Source organism: Microbacterium sp. NPDC057741 (genome assembly GCF_042798735.1).
In the GTDB taxonomy this organism is placed as follows: domain Bacteria; phylum Actinomycetota; class Actinomycetes; order Actinomycetales; family Microbacteriaceae; genus Microbacterium.
On the sequence record NZ_JBHVJW010000003.1, the window covers coordinates 321,344 to 345,411 of the forward strand.

Annotated in this window: 20 protein-coding genes and 1 tRNA gene; 15 read left to right on the plus strand and 6 right to left on the minus strand. The window is 69.2% G+C overall.

Going from position 1 to position 24,068, the window contains the following annotated elements; all coding sequences use genetic code 11:
* Window positions 1-14: 14 nt before the first annotated feature.
* The 4 genes from ACFVDO_RS12520 (at window position 15) to ACFVDO_RS12535 (ending at window position 3,967) form a co-directional block, all read left to right on the plus strand.
* A complete protein-coding gene (locus ACFVDO_RS12520; RefSeq protein WP_378860056.1) occupies window positions 15-1,148 on the plus strand; it encodes an AMP-binding protein in 1,134 nt (377 codons plus the stop codon).
* A gap of 126 nt (window positions 1,149-1,274) precedes the next feature.
* Window positions 1,275-2,066, plus strand: coding sequence for a class I SAM-dependent methyltransferase (locus ACFVDO_RS12525; protein WP_378860057.1), 792 nt, complete (start codon window positions 1,275-1,277; stop codon window positions 2,064-2,066).
* Between the two features lie 57 nt (window positions 2,067-2,123).
* Window positions 2,124-3,335 (plus strand): sensor histidine kinase, encoded by a 1,212-nt coding sequence (locus ACFVDO_RS12530; RefSeq protein WP_378860058.1) that lies wholly within the window; start codon window positions 2,124-2,126, stop codon window positions 3,333-3,335.
* Entirely contained in the window at window positions 3,332-3,967 is a 636-nt protein-coding gene (locus ACFVDO_RS12535) for a response regulator (RefSeq protein ID WP_378860059.1), read from the plus strand. Before ACFVDO_RS12530 ends, ACFVDO_RS12535 begins: the two co-directional genes overlap by 4 nt.
* A 117-nt stretch (window positions 3,968-4,084) precedes the next feature.
* Here the strand turns inward: ACFVDO_RS12535 and ACFVDO_RS12540 are convergent, their stop codons facing one another.
* Window positions 4,085-4,561 (minus strand): winged helix-turn-helix transcriptional regulator, encoded by a 477-nt coding sequence (locus tag ACFVDO_RS12540; protein ID WP_378860060.1) that lies wholly within the window; start codon window positions 4,559-4,561, stop codon window positions 4,085-4,087.
* A gap of 85 nt (window positions 4,562-4,646) precedes the next feature.
* Between ACFVDO_RS12540 and ACFVDO_RS12545 the strand changes: the two genes are divergently transcribed.
* The 5 genes from ACFVDO_RS12545 to ACFVDO_RS12565 all read left to right on the plus strand — a co-directional run bounded on the left by ACFVDO_RS12545 (window position 4,647) and on the right by ACFVDO_RS12565 (window position 8,748).
* On the plus strand, window positions 4,647-5,159 hold the full coding sequence (locus tag ACFVDO_RS12545; RefSeq protein WP_378860061.1) for an SRPBCC domain-containing protein: 513 nt from the start codon (window positions 4,647-4,649) through the stop codon (window positions 5,157-5,159).
* A gap of 200 nt (window positions 5,160-5,359) precedes the next feature.
* On the plus strand, window positions 5,360-6,148 hold the full coding sequence (locus ACFVDO_RS12550) for an ABC transporter ATP-binding protein (protein ID WP_378860062.1): 789 nt from the start codon (window positions 5,360-5,362) through the stop codon (window positions 6,146-6,148).
* Window positions 6,145-7,605 (plus strand): FtsX-like permease family protein, encoded by a 1,461-nt coding sequence (locus tag ACFVDO_RS12555; protein ID WP_378860063.1) that lies wholly within the window; start codon window positions 6,145-6,147, stop codon window positions 7,603-7,605. Before ACFVDO_RS12550 ends, ACFVDO_RS12555 begins: the two co-directional genes overlap by 4 nt.
* Before the next feature lie 63 nt (window positions 7,606-7,668).
* On the plus strand, window positions 7,669-8,331 hold the full coding sequence (locus tag ACFVDO_RS12560; protein WP_378859700.1) for a 2-phosphosulfolactate phosphatase: 663 nt from the start codon (window positions 7,669-7,671) through the stop codon (window positions 8,329-8,331).
* A gap of 39 nt (window positions 8,332-8,370) precedes the next feature.
* The gene (locus ACFVDO_RS12565; protein WP_378859699.1) at window positions 8,371-8,748 is read left to right on the plus strand and encodes a DUF3054 domain-containing protein; all 378 of its coding nucleotides are present in this window, start codon (window positions 8,371-8,373) and stop codon (window positions 8,746-8,748) included.
* 3 nt (window positions 8,749-8,751) lie between these two features.
* Here ACFVDO_RS12565 and ACFVDO_RS12570 read toward each other — a convergent pair whose 3' ends face one another.
* Both ACFVDO_RS12570 and ACFVDO_RS12575 read right to left on the minus strand, forming a co-directional pair.
* Window positions 8,752-9,240, minus strand: coding sequence for a SprT-like domain-containing protein (locus ACFVDO_RS12570; RefSeq protein WP_378859698.1), 489 nt, complete (start codon window positions 9,238-9,240; stop codon window positions 8,752-8,754).
* Between the two features lie 46 nt (window positions 9,241-9,286).
* Entirely contained in the window at window positions 9,287-9,814 is a 528-nt protein-coding gene (locus ACFVDO_RS12575) for a hypothetical protein (RefSeq protein WP_378859697.1), read from the minus strand.
* A 220-nt stretch (window positions 9,815-10,034) separates the two neighbouring features.
* On the opposite strand from ACFVDO_RS12575, the gene ACFVDO_RS12580 reads away from it, so the two are divergent.
* Window positions 10,035-11,852, plus strand: a complete 1,818-nt coding sequence (locus ACFVDO_RS12580) for a glycosyl hydrolase family 18 protein (protein WP_378859696.1) — start codon at window positions 10,035-10,037, stop codon at window positions 11,850-11,852.
* A gap of 12 nt (window positions 11,853-11,864) precedes the next feature.
* Here the strand turns inward: ACFVDO_RS12580 and ACFVDO_RS12585 are convergent, their stop codons facing one another.
* Window positions 11,865-12,725, minus strand: coding sequence for a spermidine synthase (locus ACFVDO_RS12585; protein ID WP_378859695.1), 861 nt, complete (start codon window positions 12,723-12,725; stop codon window positions 11,865-11,867).
* Between the two features lie 200 nt (window positions 12,726-12,925).
* Here ACFVDO_RS12585 and ACFVDO_RS12590 point away from each other — a divergent pair, with 200 nt between their 5' ends.
* Together ACFVDO_RS12590 and rpoC are read left to right on the plus strand one after the other, a co-directional pair.
* Window positions 12,926-16,429 (plus strand): DNA-directed RNA polymerase subunit beta, encoded by a 3,504-nt coding sequence (locus ACFVDO_RS12590; RefSeq protein ID WP_378859694.1) that lies wholly within the window; start codon window positions 12,926-12,928, stop codon window positions 16,427-16,429.
* A gap of 55 nt (window positions 16,430-16,484) precedes the next feature.
* Entirely contained in the window at window positions 16,485-20,360 is a 3,876-nt protein-coding gene (gene rpoC / locus ACFVDO_RS12595; RefSeq protein ID WP_378859693.1) for a DNA-directed RNA polymerase subunit beta', read from the plus strand.
* 172 nt (window positions 20,361-20,532) lie between these two features.
* On the opposite strand, the gene ACFVDO_RS12600 is transcribed toward rpoC, so the two are convergent.
* Window positions 20,533-21,135 (minus strand): hypothetical protein, encoded by a 603-nt coding sequence (locus tag ACFVDO_RS12600; protein WP_378859692.1) that lies wholly within the window; start codon window positions 21,133-21,135, stop codon window positions 20,533-20,535.
* Window positions 21,136-21,369: 234 nt separating this feature from the next.
* On the opposite strand from ACFVDO_RS12600, the gene ACFVDO_RS12605 reads away from it, so the two are divergent.
* On the plus strand, window positions 21,370-22,299 hold the full coding sequence (locus ACFVDO_RS12605; protein WP_378859691.1) for a PfkB family carbohydrate kinase: 930 nt from the start codon (window positions 21,370-21,372) through the stop codon (window positions 22,297-22,299).
* 50 nt (window positions 22,300-22,349) lie between these two features.
* On the opposite strand, the gene ACFVDO_RS12610 is transcribed toward ACFVDO_RS12605, so the two are convergent.
* Window positions 22,350-22,431: transfer RNA gene (locus ACFVDO_RS12610), tRNA-Tyr, on the minus strand.
* Window positions 22,432-22,627: 196 nt separating this feature from the next.
* Here ACFVDO_RS12610 and ACFVDO_RS12615 point away from each other — a divergent pair.
* Window positions 22,628-23,116: an FBP domain-containing protein gene (locus tag ACFVDO_RS12615; RefSeq protein WP_378859690.1), complete on the plus strand. Its 489-nt coding sequence runs from the start codon at window positions 22,628-22,630 to the stop codon at window positions 23,114-23,116.
* A gap of 70 nt (window positions 23,117-23,186) precedes the next feature.
* Entirely contained in the window at window positions 23,187-23,984 is a 798-nt protein-coding gene (locus ACFVDO_RS12620) for an enoyl-CoA hydratase/isomerase family protein (protein ID WP_378859689.1), read from the plus strand.
* The last annotated feature ends 84 nt before the right edge of the window (window positions 23,985-24,068 follow it).

Sequence of the window (24,068 nt, forward strand, 5' to 3'; positions counted from 1 at the left end):
CTCGAGGAGCGCACATGAGGCTGCATCCGATCGACGGCGCCGACGCGCACGGCGTGCAGGAGGCGCTGCCCGCGGCGCTGGACGGCTCGCGGCCGCTCGCGCTCGGGTTCGTTCCGGATGCCGGTGACACGGTGCCCGACGGCACGGCGGTCGTGATCGCGACATCCGGCTCCTCTGGCATCCCGAAGCGGGTCGTGCTGAGCGCTGACGCGCTGGGCGCGAGCGCGGCGGCGACCGCCGCGCGCATCGGCCAGGGGCAGTGGATGCTGGCGCTGCCCGCCGGCTATGTCGCGGGCTTGCAAGTGCTGGCCCGTTCGCTCGCCGCGGGGGAGCCGCCCGTGCTGCTCGACGGGCGGTTCACCGTGGAGGCCTTCGTCGAGGCGACATCTGAGCTGACCGCCGAGCGGAGGTACACCTCGCTCGTTCCTGCACAGCTCGCCACCCTGTTGGATGCCGCGGATGACCTGCCCGCGGTGCGCGTCGCGCTGGCCGCCTATGACGCGATCCTCGTCGGCGGGCAGTCGCTGCCCTCGCCGCTGCGCGGGCGCGCGCTCGACGCAGGTGCCCGCATCGTGCGCACCTACGGCTCGAGCGAGACGGCCGGCGGATGCGTGTACGACGACATCCCCCTCGACGGGGTGCGGGTCGAGACGCTCGACGGCGAACTGAATATCGCCGGTCCCACCCTCGCCGACGGCTATCTCGGCGACCCGGAGCTCACCGACCGCACGTTCGTGCACGCCGACGGTGCACTGTGGTACCGCACCGGCGACGCCGGCGAGGTGTCGGATGCCGGAGCCGTGGCCGTTCACGGCCGCATCGACAACGTCATCGTCTCGGGTGGGATCAACGTCTCGCTCGACCGCGTCGAGCGCGTCGTCCGTGGGATCCCTGGACTGGAGCACGCCGCGGTCATCGGCGTCGCGGACGAGCGCTGGGGCGAGGCATCCGTCGTCGTGGCGCCGAGGTCCGCGATGCCGGATGCCGCGGACGGGATGCTCGGGCGCGTGCGCGACGCCGTCGCCGCCGCTCTCGGCGCGCCGGCGCGACCCTCCCGGCTGGTGCTGCTCGACGACTTCCCGATGCTCGCGTCGGGCAAGCCCGACCGCCGGCGGATGCGCCGGATGCTCGACGTCGCCGGGAGTTGAGCATCCGGGTCGCCCCGCGAGGAGCGCCAGCGACGAGACGAAGCTTCGTCAGCCAGCTCCTTCCGCGCTCGCTCGACGTCAGGGACCGCGCGTAACGACCGGCACCCGCCCTGACAGACTGTCCCCATGGCGACCTACACCCACGGGCATCACGAATCCGTCCTCCGTTCGCACAGCAGCCGCACGATCGCCAACTCGGCCGCGTACCTCGCGGAGCACCTCACCCCGGACGCCACGCTTCTCGACGTCGGCGCGGGCCCCGGCACGATCACGATGGAGTTCGCCGAGCGGGTCGCTCGCGTGACTGCGACCGAGATCGACGAGGACGCACTGGCCCTGTCGAAGAGGCTCGCCGCGGAGCGCGGCATCCGCAACATCGACTTCTCGGTGGAGGACGTGCACGCGCTGTCCTTCGGCGACGACTCCTTTGACGTCGTGCACGCGCACCAGGTGCTGCAGCACGTTGCCGACCCGGTGCAGGCGCTGCGCGAGATGCGACGCGTCACCAAGCCGGGCGGCGTCGTCGCGGCGCGCGACTCGGACTACTCCGGCTTCATCTGGTTCCCGGTGCTCCCCGAGCTCGACGAGTGGCTGCGGCTGTACAAGGTCGCGGCCCGCGCGAACGGCGGCGAGCCGGATGCCGGGCGCCGGCTGCTGTCCTGGGCCCACGCTGCGGGCTTCACGGAGGTCACGGCCACGGCATCCACCTGGTGCTATGCCGAGCCCGAGCAGCGCGAGTGGTGGGGCGGCATGTGGGCGGACCGCATCCTGGAGTCGGCGCTGACCCGTCAGCTGCTAGACGGCGGCTACGCCACGCAGGACGACCTGCAGCGCATCAGCGACGCGTGGCGGGCGTGGGCGGCGTCCGACGACGGCTGGTACCTCGTCCCGCATGGCGAGATCCTCTGCCGGGTGTAGCGGGGATACATCCCGCGACGGATGCCGGGCGCACAGCCCCTCGCGTAGCGTGGTGATGTGATCAGATCCGTTCCGCGCCGCTGGCTGGTGCTCGACATCGTCGGCTCCGCGTTCGGCTTCCTGGTCACCGCGCCGCTCGCGTTCATCATGGGCGCGGGGTCGCTGAGCGCCTGGCTGACGCCGGACTGGCTGGCGATCACGGTCTCCATCGTCATCAGCGCCGCGTTGTGGGCCGCGGCCGCGATCAGCAGGCTGTCGCCTCCGATCGCGCTCGCCATCGCGTGGGGTGCCTGCCTGCTGCAGATGCTGGCGGGATTGCCGCCCATGGCGAGCAACGTCGCGGTCTTCGCGGTGCTGTTCGCGACGGCGGCCTGGGGCTCGCACAAGGTGCTCTGGGCCGGCGGGATCTCAGCCGTCGGGGGAGGAGTGCTCGCTGGGCTGTACATCGGCGTGCAGCAGTTCGGACTCTCCGAGGGCCTGGTCTCCGCAGGGGTGCGCGTGCTGCTCGTCGCGGCGCTCATGGGCTCAGTCGTCGGCCTCTCTCTCGCCCTGTCCTGGGGCGCGGGTCTGCTCTGGCGTCAGGTCGTGCGGGTGCGCGAGACCCGTGACGCCCAGCTGCGCGCCGAGGCCACCGCCGCCGAGGAGGCGGAGCGCGTGCGCATCGCCCGCGACATGCACGACGTCGTCGCACACTCGCTCGCCGTCGTGATCGCCCAGGCCGACGGGGCGCGCTATGCAGCGGCATCCGATCCGCAGATCGCGCAGGAGGCGCTCGGCACGATCGCGCAGACCGCGCGCGGCGCGCTGTCGGACGTGCGGATGCTGCTGACCCAACTGCGCCATCGGCAGGGCGACGGCCCGCAGCCGACGCTCGCCGACCTGGAGACCCTGTTCGCCCAGGTGCGTCAGGCCGGCGTCGAGCCCCGGGTCACGGTCGACCCGATGCCGCCCGGTGAGCCGCCGGCGGCGATCCAGCTCGCCGTCTACCGCATCCTGCAGGAGGCGCTCACGAACGCGCTGCGGCACGGCACCGGCGGGGTGGACGTGCGCCTGAGCTGGTGGGCCGACGCCGTCGACGTGACGGTCTCGAATGAGGTGTCCGGCGATGACCGGCCGTCGATCGGCGGGCACGGCGTGATCGGCATGCGCGAGCGCGCGCAGCTCGTGGGCGGTACGCTTCAGGCCGAGCGCCACGGCGAACGATTCGTCGTCGGCGCCCGTCTGCCGATCGGCCCTTCGTCACACTCAGGAACCGGACCCTCTTCATGATCAACGTCGTACTCGTCGACGACCAGGCGCTGTTCCGCGCCGGCATCCGCATGCTGGTGTCGTCGCAGGCCGACATGACGGTCGTGGGTGAGGCGGGCGACGGTCAAGAGGCGCTCGCCGTCGTCGCGCAGACTCGCCCCGACGTGGTGCTGATGGACATCCGGATGCCGGTGATGGACGGCCTCACCGCGACTGCCGAGATCCTCGCTCGGCCGGACGCGCCGCGCATCGTCATGCTCACCACCTTCGACCTCGACGAGGCCGCGGCGCGCGCCATCCGGCAGGGCGCGAGCGGCTTCCTGCTCAAGGACGCCGACCCGGAGTTCCTTCTCGCAGCCATCCGCACTGTCGAGTCCGGGTCGAGTGTGATCGCGGCATCCGCGACGCGCGACCTGTTCGCGCACTTCACCCCCGAGACCAAGCCGGTGCCGGCATCGTACGGCGACCTGACCGAGCGCGAGCGCGAGATCTTCGCGCTCGCGGCGCGCGGCCTGTCGAACTCCGAGATCGCGGCGCGCGAGTTCCTCAGCGAGGCCACCGTGAAGACGCACATCAGCCGCATCCTCACCAAGCTCGCGCTGCGCGACCGCGTGCAGCTGGTCGTCTTCGCCTTCGAGCACGGGCTGGCCTGAGTCGACGGCTCGGTTCCGGGGGTGTGTCCGGTTCCACTTGCAGGGCGAAGTTCCGGATGCCGGGCGGGTCGGCGGTGTGTCGCCCTGCGGGTGTGTCGCCCTGCATGTGTCGCGGGGTCAGGACCGTGACCGGGGTCCGCGCCTCTGCGCGAGGTAGTCCGCAGGCATGCCGGGGCCGATCGCGATCGTGACCTCTTCGGGAGGCACGATGCCGCACTCCTCGCACGCCGTGACCGCGTGCACCGCGCCGTCTCCGCACACCGTATGACGGTAGAGGATCGGCGGCTCGATCGGGGATGCCCAGGCGTCGCCCCATTCGGTGAGCGCGATGAGGGCGGTCGCGAGATCACGCCCCTTGCCGGTGAGCAGGTAGTCGACCGCGCCGTTGCGCTGCATGATCCCCGACTCGACGAACGACTCCAGCCGGGTGGTGAGCACGTTCGTGGCGATGCCGAGGTTCGCCTGGAAGTCGCTGAAGCGCGTGACGCGCGCCATCAGCGCGTCGCGCAGGATCAGCAGGCTCCAGCGCTCGCCGACCTGCTCGAGAGACCTGGCGATCGAGCAGATCTGCGTGTCGTACGTCCGGCCGAGCATGGCTCTGAGATTACCACTTGCGTGATGCAAGTGACCGCGCGTAGCATCCGATCACCAAGTTGCATCACGCAAGCAAGGAGTTCTCATGTCCGCGAACTACACCACATCCTTCACCGTCGGCAAGACGCCGGAACAGGCCTACGACGCGATCAACGACGTCGCCGGCTGGTGGGGGCGGATCACCGGGACGACCACCGCTGTCGGTGACGAGTTCGTCTACGTCGTGCCCGGACTGCACTACTCCGGCTTCCGGGTCACCGAGCTCGACCCCGGTCGCCTCGTCACCTGGCTCGTCACCGGCAGCTACCTCGACTTCATCGACGACAAGCAGGAGTGGAACGGCAGCACGGTGCGCTTCGAGATCGCCGAGACGGATGCCGGCACGACCGTGACGTTCACCCACGAGGGACTCACCGGCGATGTCGAGTGCTACGAGGTGTGCGCGAACGCCTGGAGCGCGTTCGCGGGTGGCAGCCTCAAAGCGTTCATCGAGACCGGCACCGGCGCGCCGTACACGTTCGGCGGCGACGAGCCGCTGACCGAGGAGGATCACGACGAGCTGCACCGGCAGGTGCGGGAGGCCGTGTCGGCCGGGTAGCGCGCGCCGTCCGACATCCGGTCCCGGGGGTCGTCCTCGCGGATGGCGGGCCGGCGAGCGGCGGAGGATTCCGCGGCGTGTCCGCCGCCACCGGCCGGATGCTCCGCCAGGTGCGAGCCCGCGGATCATCCTGCAGATGTACGAGGGATGCATCCGCAGGGCGATGACCGAGGGCGCGCCCCGGAAATAGCGTCGTAGGCATGGAGATCACGACTTCGGACCTCGGCCTCGCCGCACGCGTCCAGCACCTCACCAAGACCTACGGCGCGGGCGCCGCCGGCGTTCGGGCGCTCGACGACGTCAGCGTCGGCATCCGCCGTGGCCAGTTCACCGCGATCATGGGGCCGTCCGGTTCGGGCAAGTCCACACTGATGCACATCATGGCGGGCCTGGACGCGCCGACCGAGGGTCGCGTGTGGATCGGCGACTCCGAGATCACGAAGCTCGGCGACCTCGAGATGACGGTCCTGCGCCGGCGACGGGTGGGCTTCATCTTCCAGGCGTTCAACCTGATCCCGACGCTCGACGCGCTCGGCAACATCCTGCTGCCGTTCGAGCTGGACGGTCGCCGTCCGTCCGCGATCGAGCGGGCCCGCATCGACGGGCTCGTCGAGACCCTCGGACTCGGCGCCAGGCTGAAGCACCGCCCGCACGAGCTGTCCGGCGGGCAGCAGCAGCGCGTGGCCATCGCCCGCGCGCTGGCCACTGCCCCCGACCTGGTCTTCGCCGACGAGCCGACCGGCAACCTCGACTCGGCCACCGGCCGCGAGGTGCTGCAGCTGCTCGCCACGGCGAGCCGCGAGCACGGCCAGTCGATCGCGATGGTCACGCACGACGCGATCGCCGCGAGCCACGCCGACCGGGTGCTGTTCCTCGGCGACGGCCGCATCGTCGCAGACCACCCGCAGATGTCGGCCGAGCAGATCGCCGCGCACATGCTGGCGGCCGAGACCGCCGGCACCGCGCCGGCGAGCGGGGTCGCAGCATGACCGCCGTCACAGCGACCGCCGACCTGCGCGCGGCGCGCCCCACGCGTCTGGCCTGGCTGAGTGAACGGGGCATGGGAGCCAGCATCCTCGTCGCGGCGCTCGCCGCCGGGTTCGGCGTGCTGCTCGTCGAGGTCACCGCCTACATCGGGCAGGTGCTGCAGGCCGACCCGTACATCGGCGACAGCGAGACGCTCGCGCTCGTCGTGATGATCCTGTCGGTGCTGCTCACAGCCGTGGCGATGTATGTCGCCGCGATCGTGACCGCGAACACCTTCACGACGATCATCGCCGGGCGCACGCGCCGCATCGCGCTGATGCGCCTGATCGGGGCATCAGCTCGCTCGCAGCGCGAAGAGGTCGCGAGGCAGGGGCTGGCCGTCGGCGTGCTGGGCGCGCTGTTCGGCCTGGCCGCGGGGCTGACCCTCGCGAACGTCGGAGCGATCCTCGGCGCGCAGCTGCTGCCGAATCCGCCGGCGACGTTCAGCACGCTGCAGCCGATGATCGTGCTGCCCGCGGTCGGCGTGGCGCTGACCACGTGGATCGCCGCCTGGGCGGGGTCGAGGAGGGTGCTGGACGTGACCCCGCTCCAGGCGATCGGCGGCGCTGTCGAGCGCAGCGGCGACGAGGTCGCAGCCCGGCCGGCGCGGCACGTCGGCGCGCTGGTGATGCTGATCGTGGGGGCGGCGCTGCTCGCGGCCGGCGTGGTGGTCGGCCTGGTGTCGCCGCTCGGCGTCGTCATCGCGTTCTTCGGCGGGGTGCTGTCCTTCACCGGCCTGGCGATCGGTGCCGTGCTCGTGATGCCGCCGGTGCTGCGACTGGTGGGGCGGCTGTTCGGCAGCGGAGCCACGGCGAGGCTCGCGGCCGAGAACGCGCTGCGGTACCCGGAGCGCTCCAGCCGGATGGCGATCGGCGTCGTGATGGGGGTCACGCTCGTCACCATGTTCGCCGTCGCGCTGGAGTCGTCGAAGGTGCTGATGATGCGTCAGAGCGAGGGGGAGTTCGTCGAGGGGTTCTTCGCCCCGATGGACGCGTTCGCGAACATCATGATGCTGCTGGTCGCCGTCTCGGCCGTGATCGCCGCGGTCGGGCTGGTGAACCTGCTCACGATCGGCGTCGTGCAGCGCCGCCGTGAGCTCGGCCTGCTGCGGGCGATCGGTCTCACCGGTCGGCAGGTGCGCCGGATGGTGCTGCTCGAGGCCGCGCACATCACGATCGCCGCGACTCTGCTGGGTCTGGTGCTCGGGGTGATCTACGGCTGGATCGCCGCGCAGTCGCTGCTCGGCTCGGTGCCGGTGCTGCCCGACTTCAACCCTGCAGGGTTCGTCTGGCCGGCGGTGCCGTGGGCGCCGATCGCGATCATCGCGGCGTCGACCGCCGTGCTGACGCTGGTCGCCGCGGTCACGCCGACCCGCCTCGCCACGAAGGTGCAGCCGGTGGAGGCCCTCGCCGCGGAATAAAGGCTCGGGTCCTGAGCGACCGCGACGAGACGAACGGCGAAGGCATCCCTCTACGCTGGAGGGATGCCTTCGCCGTTCGACCAGTCCCCCTATCAGGTGCGTCTCGAGTGGGGAGCGGAGGGGCTGGCCCGGCTCGCACCGGCGGATGTCGTCATCGCGGTCGACGTGCTGCGCTTCTCGACCACGGTCACCGAGCTCGTCGAGGCGGGCTCCGAGGTCGCGCTGGACGGCGCACGGGCGTGGTCGAGCAACGGCGCGGATGTCGCGGAGGCGGCCGCCGCGACCGGTGCCGAGGTGCTGCTCGGCGGCATCCGGAACGCCTCGGCCGTGGCATCCGCCGTCATGGCTCTGCAGGAGCGGCGGGGCGACCGCACCTCGGTCACGGTGCTCGCGGCGGGGGAGCGCGCGGTCGACGGCTCGCTGCGCTTCGCGGTCGAGGACCTGCTCGGCGCGGGCGCCCTGGTCTGCGCGCTGATCGACCTGGGCATCGACCACACCTCACCCGAGGCCGTCGCTGCCGCGGAGTCTTTCCGCGCACTGCGCCGCGGCCTGCGGCATCTGCTCTCCGCGAGCGGCTCGGGCCGCGAGCTCGCGATCGGAGTCGCCTCGACTGCACGGATGGCGGATGCCGGCATCCGCCCCGCTACGCCGGAGGAGGCGTCCGAGCACGACGCGAGCAGCGCCGTGCCGCACCTGCGCGGCGGAGTGTTCGCAGCCTTCGCCTGACGCTTCCGCTCGCGAGTGCCGCCCGCGTAGGGTCTAGGCATGAGGTTCCTCCCCGCGCTCATCCTCGATGCTCTGCTCGTGCTCGTCTTCGCGGCGATCGGCCGCGCCTCGCACTCCGAGGACCCGACGGGGTTCCTCATCACGGCATGGCCGTTCCTCGTCGCTCTCGTGGTCGGCTACCTGCTCGCCTTCCTGCTCCCAGGGCGTCCGCGTCGGCCCTGGGGAATCCTCTGGGGCGTCGTGGTCTGGGTGGTCACGGTCGCCGGCGGGATGCTGGTGCGCGTGCTCACGGGTGACACCGCGGCGGTGCCGTTCATCATCGTCGCGACCGTCACGCTCGGCGTCTTCCTGCTGGGCTGGCGCGGCATCGCCGCGCTCGTGCGTCGTCGCCGCCCGCACGGCCCTCAGCTCGAGTAGCGCTCAGCGGGGCGTCTGCGCTGCGAGCCTGGCGGCCGGAGTGATCTCCCGGTGCGTCCATGCGAACGCGAACCGTGGATCATAGGTGCGCGAGCACTTCGCGCAGGAGATCGCCCGACCGGGCCTGCGGTGCCGGTAGACGAGATGCCCCGACGGGCAGCGCCCGACCCATGGCGCGAGCTCTGTCGCCGTCTCGCCGTGATGCGTCGTGCCGCCGACGTAGCCGAGATCGTCGGCGATGCGCTTCCAGTCACGGCCGTGCGCTGCCGCCGGGCCGGCCAGGGCATGCGCGACCTCGTGCAGCAGCACCTGGTGGATCTCATCGTCTTCGAAGCGGGCGGCGAGGTACCGCGAGACCGTGATCGTGCTGGACGTGTAGTGGCAGGCACCTGCACGGCGCTTGGCGTGGTCGAACTCGAACGACCACGACGGATCGAGATGCAGATCGATGAGGGCCTCGGCCCAGACGCGAACCCGCTTCAGATCTGCCATGGGCCCACATTAGGCCGGTGCGCCGACATCGCCGCGCAGGACGTGCTCAGATGGCGACGGGTTCGACGCTGCTGCGGCGCTCGGCCGCCTCGATCGCGAGCAGCGCGGTCTCGAGGTCGCGGTCCTCGGCGCCGCCTTCGCGGCGCAGGAACAGCGAGCGCTTGAAGCTCTCACGCGCCTGCTCGTAGTCACCGGCGTCGTACGCGTTCTTGCCGTGGTGCTGGTGGGCGAAGGCCGCGACCTGCGCCCAGCCCTGGCCCTCGGCCTCGGATGCCACGTGCCGCAGCTCCTGCTCGGCAGCGGTGTGCTTGCCGAGGTACTGCATGATGGTCGCGTGCAGCACCCGGGCTCGCAGCAGGTCCTTGCGGGTGCCGGCCATGCGGGCCTGACGGACGGCCTCCTCCGAAAGCGGCAGAGCGTCGTCGAGGCGGTCGAGAACCTTCAGAAGCCAGACGCGCTCCATCAGCGCGGGCAGGCTGCGCTGCACCTCGATCTCCTCGAGTCGCACCTCGCATTCGCGCTGGTTGACCTGTTCGCGAAGGGTGTCCGGGTCATAACCCTGGATCAGACTCATTGCTCGACTCTCCTCTCCGCGACGGCTTCTGACAGTCTGCCTCCTCTCGCCGGGAACCTCCTGAGGCGCGCCCTGCCTCGGCCTACCTGAGCCCCTCTCCACGGGCTGCGGGATGTACGTGCTATCCACATTCCTGCGGCATACCCCTGGCCGGATGCCGGGGGATGCGGCATCCTGGCCCGGAGCGCGCAACCCGACGTGCCCGAACGAAGGAGTTCCCATGCACCCCGCATCCGACGCCTCCGCACGTCGCAGGCGGCTCGCGCCCGTCGTGGTCCTCGGCTCGCTGGCTCTCGCCGCGAGCGTCCTGCCCGTCGCCGCCGCGGCGGCCGGCGACACCCCGCAGGTGTCCATCGCGAGCGACACCGTCCCCGGCACCACGACCATCAACGGGTACCGCAACGTCGGCTATTACGGGCAGTGGATGGCGAACGACCCGGCCACCTCGCTGAAGACGCTCTTCACCGAGGGAGCGCACAGCGGTGCGCTGACGCATCTGAACTACTCCTTCGGCAACGTCGCCGGCAGCCAGGAGTCGCTCGACGCGGCCCGCGCCGCCGGTGTGAAGGGCCTCGACGGCGTGAAGCCGTACACCTGCTTCATCTCCGACGGGGTCGCCCCTGCGGCAGGCGAGACCGAGACCGCCGGTGAGGCGCAGACCGACTTCGTGCGCGCGTACACCGCCGACGAGTCGGTGCTCGGCATCGCCGACACCAGGAAGCAGAAGCTCGCCGGTGCGATGAACCAGGTCGTCCAGTTGAAGAAGATCAACCCCGACCTGCGGGTGCTCGTCTCACTGGGCGGCTGGTCCTGGTCGAAGTCGTTCTCGAAGGCGGTCGCGACACCCGAGAACCGCACAGCACTGGTGCAGTCCTGCATCGACATCTATCTCGACGGCAACCTGCCCGTCATCGACGGCCGTGGTGGCACCGGTGCGGCGGCGGGCCTGTTCGACGGCTTCGACCTGGACTGGGAGTGGCCCGGTGCGCCGGACTGGGCTCAGGAGGTCGGCAACTCGGTCGACCCGGTGAACGACCGCGCGAACTTCCTCGCGTTCGTGCAGGAGCTGCGTGCCGCGCTGGACGCGCGTGAGGCGAAGACCGGCCGGGAGTTCGAGATCTCGGCGTTCCTCCCGGCCAGCCCGGGAGTCATCACCGCCGGCGGCTGGAACGACCCCGAGCTCTGGGAGAACCTCGACTTCGGCAATCTGCAGGGCTACGACCTGTGGGGCACCTGGGACCCGCGCACCGGTCACCAGGGCAACGTCTACGGCGACCCCGACCACAACTGGGGCCTTGGCCTGGACACCATCGTCGCCGGTTACAAGAATGCCGGCGTCCCCGCGGCGAAGCTCAACCTGGGCCTCGCCGCCTACGGTCAGGGGTGGAAGGACGCCGACCCGCAGCCGTGGCAGCAATCCGGCGGCGGCATCGCCGGGGGAACCCGAACCTGGGACCAGCTGAAGACCGCGGGACTGGCGTACACCCATGAACTGAATGCCGACGGCGCCTTCAACGCCACATACGGCTACAACGCCTCCACTCGCGAGTGGTTCTCGCTCGACGACCCGACGGCCGTCGCCGAGAAGACGAAGTGGGCCGTCGCGCAGGGGCTCGGCGGCGTGGACTACTGGCAGATCGCCGGAGACGCGAAGGGCGATCTTTCCAAGACCGGGGCCGACGCGCTTCGCGCCGCGGTCCCCGGCCCGATCGCCGGCGATGAGAAGACCGTGTGCGCGGCGACGCCGATCTGGAACGCCGGGCGCACCTACGTCGCCGGCGACAGGGTCACGCTGGACGGCAAGGTGTTCGAGGCGCTCTGGTACGCGAAGGGCACCATGCCGGGGACCACGAAGAACAGCCCCTGGCAGACGGATGCCGACTGCGCGGCGGACCCTGCCGCCGGGCAGCCCTGGTTCGCCGACCACGTGTACGAAGCAGGAGACGTCGTCGTCCAAGACGGCATCCGGTACACGGCGCGCTGGTGGACCCGCGGTGACGCACCTGGCGGCAGGAACTCGCCCTGGCGCGCCGGTTGATCGCGAGAGCGCTCAGCGCAGGAAGAGGCTCGCGTCGGGACGGGGGGATGCCACGGCATCCGCATCCGTCACGACGCGGGCCTTCTGCGCGAACGCCGCGACCTCGGCGCCCTGCGCGATCTTCGCCGGATGCGGGCCTGCGGCCAGCATCCGCGGCAGCCAGTCGGTCGGCAGGGGAGAGGCGGATGCCGCGATGACGAGGTTGCCGAATCGGCGGCCCTTCAGAACCTGCGTGTCGGCCAGCACCGCGACATCCGCGAACACGGCCTGCACGCTGGCGACCTGCCGGCGAGCGAAGGCGAGCCCGGGACCGTCTGCGACGTTGACCAGCAGCACGCCGGTCGGCGCGAGCAGCGCGGACAGCTCTCGATAGAACTCGACCGAGGTGAGGTGCGCGGGGGTCTGGGAGCCTGCGAACACGTCCGAGACGACCAGGTCGCAGGCGCCGTGCAGTGCGGCAGGCAGCCGGCCGACGCCCTCGCGCGCATCGCCGATCCGCACGCGGATCGATGCGCCCTTCGGCAGCGGCAGATGTTCCCGCACCAGCTGCACGAGGGGGGCCTCGAGCTCGATGACCTGCTGCCGTGAGCCAGGGCGAGTGGCTTCGACATACCGGGGGATGGTCAGCGCACCGGCACCAAGGTGCACGGCGGTGAGCGGTCCTGCGGGCAGCTGGTCGATCACCGCGCCCATCCGCACGATGTACTCGAAGTGCAGGTGCGTCGGGTCGTCGAGGTCGACGTGCGACTGGGGAGTGCCGTCGACGATCAGCTCGTAGCCGCTGGTGAACTCGGACGCCGTGACCTCGGCGATTCCCCCGTGATCCAGCCGTGCCCGAGGGTTCTCCTCGTCCTTGGCGCGCGTTCGTCCCATGGTTCGAGGGTACTAATACCCCACTCCCAGCAAATCGTCAAGAACCGCGCTTGCCATGTCGCCGAATCGCGCATATAGTAGGTAGTTGCGCTCGCTTCTCCCTGCCCTCATATGGTGGTCGGCATGTTGAGACTCGCGCGCGCACTCCACCGACGACGAGGAATCAACGAGCCCCGCACAGGCTCACGGAGGTTATTCCCTTGGCTGCTGCTCGCAACGCATCCACTTCCACCACCACACCAAAGAACGGACGCGGAGCATCCCGCCTCTCGTTCGCCAAGATCTCCGACACGCTGACGGTCCCCGACCTTCTCGCCCTCCAGACCGAGTCCTTCGGCTGGCTGGTCGGCAACGACGCCTGGAAGGCGCGCGTCGCCGAGGCGAAGAAGGCCGGCCGCACCGACGTGTCCGAGATCTCGGGTCTGGGTGAGATCTTCGAGGAGATCTCCCCGATCGAGGACCTCGGCGAGACGATGCAGCTGAGCTTCACGAACCCGTACCTGGAGCCGGAGAAGTACTCCATCGACGAGTGCAAGGAGCGCGGCAAGACCTACGCCGCCCCGCTGTACGTCGAGGCCGAGTTCATGAACCACCAGACCGGTGAGATCAAGACCCAGACGGTCTTCATGGGCGACTTCCCGCTGCAGACCGACAAGGGCACGTTCATCATCAACGGCTCCGAGCGCGTCGTCGTCTCGCAGCTGGTGCGCTCGCCCGGTGTCTACTTCGACAAGACTCCCGACAAGACGTCCGACAAGGACATCGTGTCGGCTCGCGTCATCCCCTCGCGCGGTGCCTGGCTCGAGTTCGAGATCGACAAGCGCGACCAGGTCGGCGTCCGCATCGACCGCAAGCGCAAGCAGTCCGTCACCGTCTTCCTGAAGGCGCTGGGCATGACCAGCGAGGAGATCCTCGCCGAGTTCGCCGGCTTCACCTCCATCGAGGAGACCCTGGCGAAGGACACCATCCTCACCAAGGAGGATGCGCTCCGCGACATCTACCGCAAGCTGCGTCCGGGCGAGCAGGTTGCCGCTGAGGCCGCTCGCGCGCTGCTGGACAATTTCTACTTCAACCCGAAGCGCTACGACCTGGCCAAGGTCGGTCGTTACAAGATCAACCAGAAGCTCGGCCTGGCGAACCCGCTGACCGACTCGGTGCTGACCGTCGAGGACATCGTCGCGACGATCAAGTACATGGTGCGTCTGCACCGCGGCGACGAGACCTTCGAGGGCATCCGCGGCGGCAAGAAGACCGAGATCCGGATGGCTGTCGATGACATCGACAACTTCGGCAACCGCCGCATCCGCGCCGTCGGCGAGCTGATCCAGAACCAGGTCCGCACCGGTCTGTCCCGCATGGAGCGCGTCGTCCGCGAGCGCATGACCACGCAGGACATCGAGGCGATCACCCCGCAGACCCTGATCAACGTGCGCCCCGTCGTGGCCGCGATCAAGGAGTTCTTCGGCACCTCGCAGCTGTCGCAGTTCATGGACCAGAACAACCCGCTCGCGGGTCTGACCAACAAGCGCCGCCTCTCGGCCCTCGGCCCCGGTGGTCTGAGCCGCGACCGCGCCGGCGTCGAGGTCCGTGACGTGCACCCCTCGCACTACGGCCGCATGTGCCCGATCGAGACGCCTGAAGGCCCGAACATCGGTCTGATCGGTGCTCTCGCGACCTTCGCCCGCATCAACTCCTTCGGCTTCATCGAGACGCCGTACCGCAAGGTCGAGAACGGCACGGTCACCGAGCACATCGACTACCTGACCGCCGCCGAGGAGACCGACTTCAACATCGCGCAGGCCAACGCGCCGCTCGATGCCAAGGGTCGCTTCACCGAGAGCCACGTCCTCGCACGCCCGAAGGGCGGCTCGGGTGAGGTGGACCTCTTCCTGCCCGAGGAGATCGGCTACATCGACGTCTCGCCGCGCCAGATGGTGTCGGTCGCGACCTCGCTCGTGCCGTTCCTCGAGCACGACGACGCGCAGCGCGCCCTCATGGGTGCGAACATGCAGCGTCAGGCCGTGCCGCTGCTCCGCTCCGACTCGCCGCTGGTCGGCACCGGTATGGAGGGCTACACCGCGATCGACGCCGGTGACGTGGTCACCGCGCTGAAGGCCGGTGTCGTCTCCGAGGTCTCCGCCGACAAGGTCACCGTGCAGCTCGACGAGGGCGGCATCCAGGAGTACCACCTGCGCAAGTTCGACCGCTCCAACCAGGGCACGTCGTACAACCAGCGTGTGATCGTTTCCGCCGGTGAGCGCGTCGAGGTCGGCGAGGTCATCGCCGACGGCCCCGCCACCGAGAACGGCGAGCTGGCGCTCGGAAAGAACCTGCTCGTGGCGTTCATGCCGTGGGAGGGTCACAACTTCGAGGACGCCATCATCCTGAGCCAGGAGCTGGTGAAGGACGACACCCTCTCGTCGATCCACATCGAGGAGTACGAGGTCGACGCCCGCGACACCAAGCTGGGCAAGGAGGAGATCACCCGTGACCTCCCCAACGTCAGCCCCGAGCTGCTGAAGGACCTCGACGAGCGCGGCATCATCCGCATCGGTGCCGAGGTCCGCCCCGGCGACATCCTGGTCGGAAAGGTCACGCCGAAGGGCGAGACCGAGCTCTCGGCCGAGGAGCGCCTGCTCCGCGCGATCTTCAACGAGAAGAGCCGCGAGGTCCGTGACACCTCTCTGAAGGTGCCCCACGGTGAGCAGGGCACGATCATCGCCGTCAAGGAGTTCAACGCCGAGGAAGGTGACGACGAGCTGGGCTCGGGCGTCAACCGCCGCGTCGTGGTCTACATCGCCCAGAAGCGCAAGATCACCGAGGGCGACAAGCTCGCCGGCCGCCACGGCAACAAGGGTGTCATCGCGAAGATCCTCCCGGTCGAGGACATGCCGTTCCTCTCGGACGGCACCCCGGTCGACGTGGTCCTGAACCCGCTCGGCATCCCGGGCCGCATGAACTTCGGCCAGGTTCTGGAGACCCACCTCGGGTGGATCGCCAAGACCGGCTGGAAGGTCGAGGGCAACCCGGAGTGGGCCGTCAAGCTGGCGGACAACGCCCGCGACGTCGCCCCCGACACCAAGGTCGCGACCCCGGTGTTCGACGGTGCCAGCGAGGAGGAGATCTCGGGTCTGCTCGACTCGACGCTCCCCACCCGCGACGGCGTCCGCCTGATCGACGCGTCCGGCAAGACCCAGCTGTTCGACGGCCGCTCCGGCGAGCCGTTCCCGGCACCGGTCTCGGTGGGCTACATGTACATCCTGAAGCTGCACCACCTCGTCGACGACAAGATCCACGCACGCTCGACGGGCCCCTACTCGATGATCACCCAGCAGCCGCTCGGCGGTAAGGCCCAGTTCGGTGGCCAGCGCTTCGGTGAGATGGAGGTCTGGGCGCTCGAGGCCTACGGCGCCGCTTACGCGCTGCAGGAGCTGCTGACGATCAAGTCCGACGACATCCTCGGCCGCGTCAAGGTGTACGAGGCGATCGTCAAGGGCGAGAACATCCAGGAGCCCGGCATCCCGGAGTCCTTCAAGGTGCTCATGAAGGAGATGCAGTCCCTCTGCCTGAACGTCGAGGTCCTCTCGGCTGACGGCACGGCTGTGAACCTGCGCGACACGGATGACGAGGCCTTCCGCGCTGCGGAGGAGCTCGGCATCAACATCTCCAGCCGCTTCGAGGCCGCGTCGATCGACGAGATCTGACGCCGGCTTCCGGCATCCAACTTTTCTTCAGAAGAATTTCGACACAGGAGAACTAGTGCTCGACGCAACAACTTTCGATGAGCTTCGGATCGGACTGGCGACCGCTGACGACATCCGCGGATGGTCGTACGGCGAGGTCAAGAAGCCCGAGACGATCAACTACCGCACGCTCAAGCCCGAGAAGGACGGCCTCTTCGGCGAGCAGATCTTCGGACCCAGCCGCGACTGGGAGTGCGCCTGCGGCAAGTACAAGCGCGTCCGCTTCAAGGGCATCGTCTGCGAGCGCTGCGGCGTGGAGGTCACCAAGAGCTCCGTCCGTCGTGAGCGCATGGGCCACATCGAGCTCGCCGCGCCCGTGACGCACATCTGGTACTTCAAGGGCGTGCCCTCGCGCCTCGGGTACCTGCTCGACATGGCGCCGAAGGACCTCGAGAAGGTCATCTACTTCGCCGCCTACATGGTGATCTCGGTCGACGAGGATGCTCGTCACCGCGACCTCGCCACGCAGGAGAACAACATCCGCCTCGAGCTGAAGACGCTCGGCGACCGCCGCGACGCCAAGATCGCGGAGCGCCTGGCCAAGCTGGAGGAGGAGCTCGCCGCTCTCGAGGCGGAGGGTGCCAAGGCCGACCAGAAGAAGAAGGTCAAGGACGCCGCCGAGAAGGAGATGACCCTCACCCGCAAGGGTGCTGACGAGGCCATCGCCAAGCTCGAGCGCGTGTGGGAGGACTTCCGCACCCTCGAGGTGGGCGCCCTGCGTCCCGAGGACGACGTCTTCCACGAGCTGCAGGACCGCTTCGGTCAGTACTTCGAGGCCTACATGGGCGCGGAGTCGATCCAGCGTCGCCTGGCCGCATTCGACCTGGCCGCCGAGGCCGAGTCGCTGCGCCTGCAGATCTCCGAGGGCAAGGGTCAGCGCAAGATCCGCGCGATCAAGCGCCTGAAGGTCGTCAGCTCGTTCCTCGAGACCGGCATGAGCCCGGCCGCGATGGTCCTCGACGTCGTCCCGGTGATCCCGCCGGAGCTGCGTCCGATGGTTCAGCTGGACGGTGGCCGCTTCGCGACCTCCGACCTGAACGACCTGTACCGCCGCGTGATCAACCGCAACAACCGTCTTCGTCGTCTGATCGACCTCGGCGCCCCCGAGATCATCGTCAACAACGAGAAGCGGATGCTGCAGGAGGCCGTCGACGCACTGTTCGACAACGGCCGCCGTGGTCGCCCTGTGACCGGCACCGGCAACCGCGCCCTGAAGTCCCTCAGCGACATGCTGAAGGGTAAGCAGGGTCGCTTCCGCCAGAACCTGCTCGGCAAGCGCGTCGACTACTCGGGCCGTTCGGTCATCGTCGTCGGCCCGCAGCTGAAGCTGCACCAGTGCGGTCTGCCCAAGCAGATGGCCCTGGAGCTGTTCAAGCCCTTCGTCATCAAGCGCCTGATCGACCTGGGTCACTCGCAGAACATCAAGGCCGCCAAGCGCGCCGTCGAGCGCACCCGTCCCGAGGTCTGGGACGTGCTCGAGGAGATCATCCGCGAGCGCCCCGTGCTGCTGAACCGCGCCCCCACCCTGCACCGCCTGGGTATCCAGGCCTTCGAGCCGCAGCTCGTCGAGGGCAAGGCCATCCAGCTGCACCCGCTCGTCTGCGCCGCCTTCAACGCGGACTTCGACGGTGACCAGATGGCCGTGCACCTGCCGCTGTCGGTCGAGGCTCAGGCCGAGGCCCGCGTGCTGATGCTCGCGTCGAACAACATCCTGAAGCCGTCGGACGGCCGTCCGGTGACCCTGCCCTCGCAGGACATGATCATCGGTCTGCACCACCTCACCACCGTCACCCCCGGTGCCGCCGGTGAGGGACGTGCGTTCGGCTCGGTCGGCGAGGCCATGCTGGCTCGCGACGAGGGCACCCTCGACCTGCAGGCGAAGATCCGCATCCGCATCCCGGGGCTGACCTTCCTCGAGGGCGAGGCTCCCGACGGCTACGAGCGCCACGGCCTCGTGGATGCCTCGCTGGGCCAGGCGATCTTCAACGACGCGATGCCGAAGGGCTACCCGTTCGTGCGCGAGGTCGCCGACAAGGGCAAGCTGTCGCAGATCGTCAACAAGCTGGCCGAGGAGTACCCCAAGGTCGAGACGGCGGCGACGCTGGACCGCATCAAGGACGCCGGTTTCTACTGGGCCACCCGTTCGGGTGTCACGGTGGCGCTGAGCGACATCCTCACCCCGCCGAACAAGGCGGAGATCGTGGCCGGCTACGAGAAGCAGGCCGCGAAGGTCCAGTCGCAGTACGAGAAGGGTCTGACCACCGACGCCGAGCGTCGTCAGGAGCTCATCAAGATCTGGACCGAGGCGACCGACGAGGTCCAGGCCGCGATGAAGGCGAACTTCCCGATCGACAACACCATCAACCGCATGGTGTCGTCGGGTGCTCGTGGTAACTGGCTGCAGATCCGCAACATCGCGGGTATGCGTGGTCTGGTGAACAACCCCAAGGGTGAGATCATCCCCCGTCCGATCATCTCCTCGTACCGCGAGGGTCTGTCGGTGGCGGAGTACTTCATCGCGACGCACGGTACCCGTAAGGGTCTGGCCGACACCGCTCTGCGCACCGCCGACTCGGGTTACCTGACCCGTCGTCTGGTGGACGTCTCGCAGGATGTCATCATCCGCGAGCAGGACTGTGGCACGACCAAGGGTCTCGAGCTGCCGATCGCCGCGCCGAACTCGCAGGGCGAGCTCGTCCGCGACGCGAACGTCGAGAACTCCGTGTTCGCCCGCACCCTGGCATCCGATGTCGTGAACGAGTCGGGCGAGGTCCTCGCCTCGGCCGGTGACGACGTGGGTGACGTGCTGATCGACAAGCTGGTCGAGGCCGGTGTCGAGACGATCAAGGTCCGCTCCGTGCTGACCTGCGACTCGGCTGTCGGTGTCTGCGCGCAGTGCTACGGCCGTTCGCTCGCGACCGGCAAGACCGTCGACATCGGCGAGGCCGTGGGCATCATCGCCGCCCAGTCGATCGGTGAGCCCGGTACCCAGCTGACGATGCGTACCTTCCACACCGGTGGTTCGGCCTCGGCCGATGACATCACCCAGGGTCTGCCCCGTGTGCAGGAGCTCTTCGAGGCTCGTACGCCGAAGGGCGCATCCCCGATCGCCGAGGCCGACGGCCGCATCACGATCGAGGAGAACGACAAGGGCAAGAAGGTCATCCTGACGCCCGACTCCGGTGACGAAGAGGTGGTCTACCCGGTGCTGAAGCGTGCGACGCTTCTCGTCGAGGACGGCCAGCACGTCTCGGTCGGTCAGCCTCTCCAGGTCGGCACGCTCGACCCCAAGGAGGTCATGCGTGTGCAGGGCGCTCGCGAGGTGCAGCGTTACCTCGTGAACGGCGTGCAGGGCGTGTACCGCTCGCAGGGTGTGCCGATCCACGACAAGCACATCGAGGTCATCGTGCGCCAGATGCTGCGCAAGGTCACCGTCGTCGACCACGGCGACACGACCCTGCTGCCCGGCGAGATGGTCGACCTCAAGCGCTACCAGTCGATCAACCGCGAGTCGGTGTCCGAGGGCAAGCGCCCGGCGTCGGGCCGTCCGGAGCTGATGGGTATCACCAAGGCTTCGCTGGCGACCGAGTCCTGGCTGTCGGCCGCGTCCTTCCAGGAGACGACCCGCGTGCTCACGCAGGCCGCCATGGAGGGCAAGCGCGACCCGCTGGTCGGCCTCAAGGAGAACGTCATCATCGGTAAGCTCATCCCGGCCGGAACCGGTCTCGCCAAGTACCGTGACATCACGGTCGAGGCGACCGAGGAGGCCAAGAGCGAGCGCTACCCGAACCGGATCTTCGCATCCGACGGCGCGTACGCCGAGGGCGACTTCGGCTACGTCGACTTCGACGCGTTCTCGACCGACGACATCACGCCCGGCACCTATAACTGAGTGCTGATGTGAATGAAGGCCCCGGCCCCTCTTCGGAGGGTCCGGGGCCTTCGTCGTACCCGGGGACCTGGTTGCGTATGCAGGCAGTTCGGACGGATGCAGGCAGACACGCCGAGCATCCGGCCGGCGGCCGGTCGCCGTGCCTGCATGTGTGACAGGCCGGGACCGGTGATCAGCCCCAGATGCTGGCGATGATCGCGTCGGTGTATCCCTTGGGCGCGAGGTTCGAGTACTGCGTGTCGATGAGCACGCCCTGCCGGTAGAACAGGGTGCGACCGTCGGTGACCGGGTAGGTCTTGTTCTTCCAGATCTTCTCGCAGCGGGTGCCCTGGTCTGGCGCGTAGCAGGTGAAACCCTCGGCGACCAGGCCGTTCAGCTTCTCGAGGGCCGGCCCGCTGCGCTCATGCGTGATGGTGGTCACGAGCCCTGTCGTGTCGGCCTGCGGGTCGCCCCACACGCACTTCAGCGATCCGTCCTTCAGAGTGCCCGAGGGGCCGAAGGCCTTGTCGTTCAGCGGCACGTCCTTGAGCTGTGCGAGCACCTCGGATGTCAGGATCTTGTGGCAGTCCTTCGGGATGGCCGCCGGTTTCACGGTGGCCGTCGCCGACGGCGACCGCGAAGACGATGAGGTCTTGTCCGGTGCATCCGTCGCCTTGCTCGTCGACGACGTCGTCTTGCCGCCGGTCTCGGGATCGGATGCCGCAGGCGCGCAGCCGGCGAGGAGGACGGATGCCGCGACGGCGACGGCGATGACGAAGACACGCGCGGCTCTCATGGCCACAGGGTAGTCCCGACGGTGTGCGCCACCGTGCACGAAACGCGTCGCCACTCGTCCCGCGTGCGGGTTCAGAGAACGTCGAGTCCATGGCCCGGACAGCGCTCTTTGTCACCCCTCATCGGAACGGGCAGTGACCGTCCCCATGAGGGGCCGGAAGAGGCGGGGTGCGAGGGCAGGGAAGGCGCAGTCCCCGACTCCTCGTGACCGTGGCGGCGCCGCTAGTCTGACGGGATGGAGCAGCAGCAGGTGCCGGCACGTGGCGCGGTCGTGATCGGGGATGCCCTGATCGACGAGATCCGGGATGGCGGGGGCGTGCGCGAGCTGGTCGGCGGTGCCGCGCTGAATGTCGCTGTCGGGCTGCGACGACTCGGTGTTCCGGTCACGTTGATCGCGATGGTCGGCGCGGACGAGGCGGGCGACCACATCCGCGAGTACCTGGCCGATCACGGCGTCACTCTGATCGACAGCCCCGCGCCGCTCGGCTCCTCGCGCGCCGTCGTGCAGAAAGGGCGCACCGGCGAGCCGGAGTACGTGTTCAACGAGGCCGCGCAGCGGCGCAGCATCCGCTATGGAGACGATGCCCACGCGGCGATTGCGGCCGCCGGGATCGTGGCGGTCAGCTGCTTCCCGTTCGACGTTCCTGCCGAGACGGATGCGCTGTCCGAGGCGCTCGGTGACGCGACGCTCGCGATCGATCCGAACCCACGAGCCGGGATGCTCGCGGACCGTGCCGAATTCGTGCGCGGGTTCGAGCGGTTGGCGGCGCGCGCCGCTCTGGTGAAGGTCGGTGCGGACGACGCTGCGCTGCTCTACGATGGCGACCTCGACGCCCTGCGTGCACGACTGCGCGCGGCAGGTGTCGCCGCCGTGCTGGCGACGGCCGGCGCCGATGGTGCGGTGCTCGACACCGATGCCGGGATCGTCACGGCTCCGATCGCGGATCTGCCAGGTCGGATCGTCGACACGGTCGGTGCGGGAGATGCGACCCTCGCCGCCGTGACGGCGGGGCTGAGTGACGGGCGCCCAGCGGATGAGGCGGGCTGGCAGGCCCTGCTCGACCGCGCGATGCTGATCGCCGCGGCGACCTGCCGCGCGGAGGGCGGCCTGCTGCGCACGCCGGAGTCGCTCGCAGAGTCGGAGCGCGGAGTCCAGGGCAGCTGACGGTTCAACGAAGAAGGACCCCCGCATGCGGAGGTCCTTCTTCGTTTGGGTGGCGAGTGAGGGATTCGAACCCCCGAAGCATTCCGCGGCTGATTTACAGTCAGCTCCCTTTGGCCGCTCGGGCAACTCGCCATGCACACCCGTCCGACTTGAACAGCCAACCGGGGGCGCGAGAAATCATATTACCCGCCGTTGCGCCGCTCAGGAAATCGAGCCCGGTGACGCGCTCAGAGACGCCTCCGGCAGACGCCGAGGGTGGTGCGCGCGGGGTGCTCGACGACGCGGGCTGAGTCCCGGCGTCGGCGGGACGCGTGCATAGACTGAAGCGATGCATCCGCTGACCGAGGCCGACGTCCGGGCATCCTTCGTCAACGCCGCAGACGAGGAGCTGCGGCTGATCGAGCTGCCGCACGACTTCCTGCTCACGGACTGGGACTATCTCGACTTCTTCGCCTGGCGCGACCCCGCGTCGGCCAAGCGTGGGTACGTGCTGCTCGAGCACGAGGGCCGCACCGTCGGCATCGTGCTGCAGACGGCCGGCGCGGGGCGCACGCGATCGGGCATGTGCAACATCTGCCACACCATGCAGCCGGGCAACCAGGTGGCGCTGTGGGCGGCGCGGCGAGTGGGGGATCGTGGCCGCCGTGGCGACTCGGTCGGCACGTACGTGTGCGCGGACCTTTCCTGCCACGAGAACGTGCGGCTCGCGCATCCGCTCGCTCCGAACGAGGTGCTCGCGGCCGGCCAGGTCGACATGCGGCTGGACGGCACCCGCCGCCGGATGCACGATCTGGTGCTGCGCGTACTCGAAGACTGAGTGTCATGGATGCGGCGACTCAGTCCCGCGGATACGCTGGAGGCACCCGTACGCACCGAAGGAGACGCCAATGGGCGAGCCCATCCTGTTCACCGTCGACGAGGGCCTCGCGCGGCTCACGCTGAACCGCCCCGCCCGGCTGAACGCCTTCAACGGCGACCTGGCCTACGCCTGGCGGGATGTCACTGCCGAAGTCGTCGCCCGCGATGATGTGCGCGCGATCCTGATCGACGCCGCCGGTCCGTCGTTCTGCGCCGGCGGCGATGTGCTCGACATGGCGACGGAGATGGGTGGCGGTGAGGACATCACCGCGTTCGCACGGGTGATCAACGAGGGAATCCGCTCGCTCACGGACGCGGCGAAGCCGGTCGTCGCGGCCGCGCACGGCACGACCGCCGGCGGCGGACTCGGCATCCTGATGTGCAGCGACTACGCGGTCGTCGGCGCGCACTCGAAGATCGGCAGCCTGTACGCGAACATCGGCCTCACACCCGACCTGTCGGTCTCGGCGCAGCTCGCGGATGCCGTCGGCCAGCGGCGTGCGCTGCAGTTGGTGCTGCAGGACCGCATGCTCAGCGCGGCCGAGGCCGTGGAGTGGGGTCTGGTCGCCGAGGCGGTCGCCGCCGTGGAAGGAGCGGATGCCGCAGCCGAGGCCGATGCGGTCAGGGCGCGCGCCGAGGAGATCGCCCGGTTCTGGCTGGCCGGTGCCGCTGGGGCTTACGGTCACGCGAAGCGCCTGGTCCGCTCCCAGCCCGAGCGCACCTTCCACGAGCAGCTCGAGGAGGAGGCGCTGTCGATCGGGGCATCCTTCGAGACGCCCGACGCGAAGGCCCGCGTCGCAGCCTTCGCCGCGCGTTCGTCGCGCTGACGGGTCTGCGGCCGCTGTCGGCCCCCGATGTGTGTCGAATGCTCGAAGACGGGTTGCGTGCCGCAGCATCCGATCTGGGCAAGA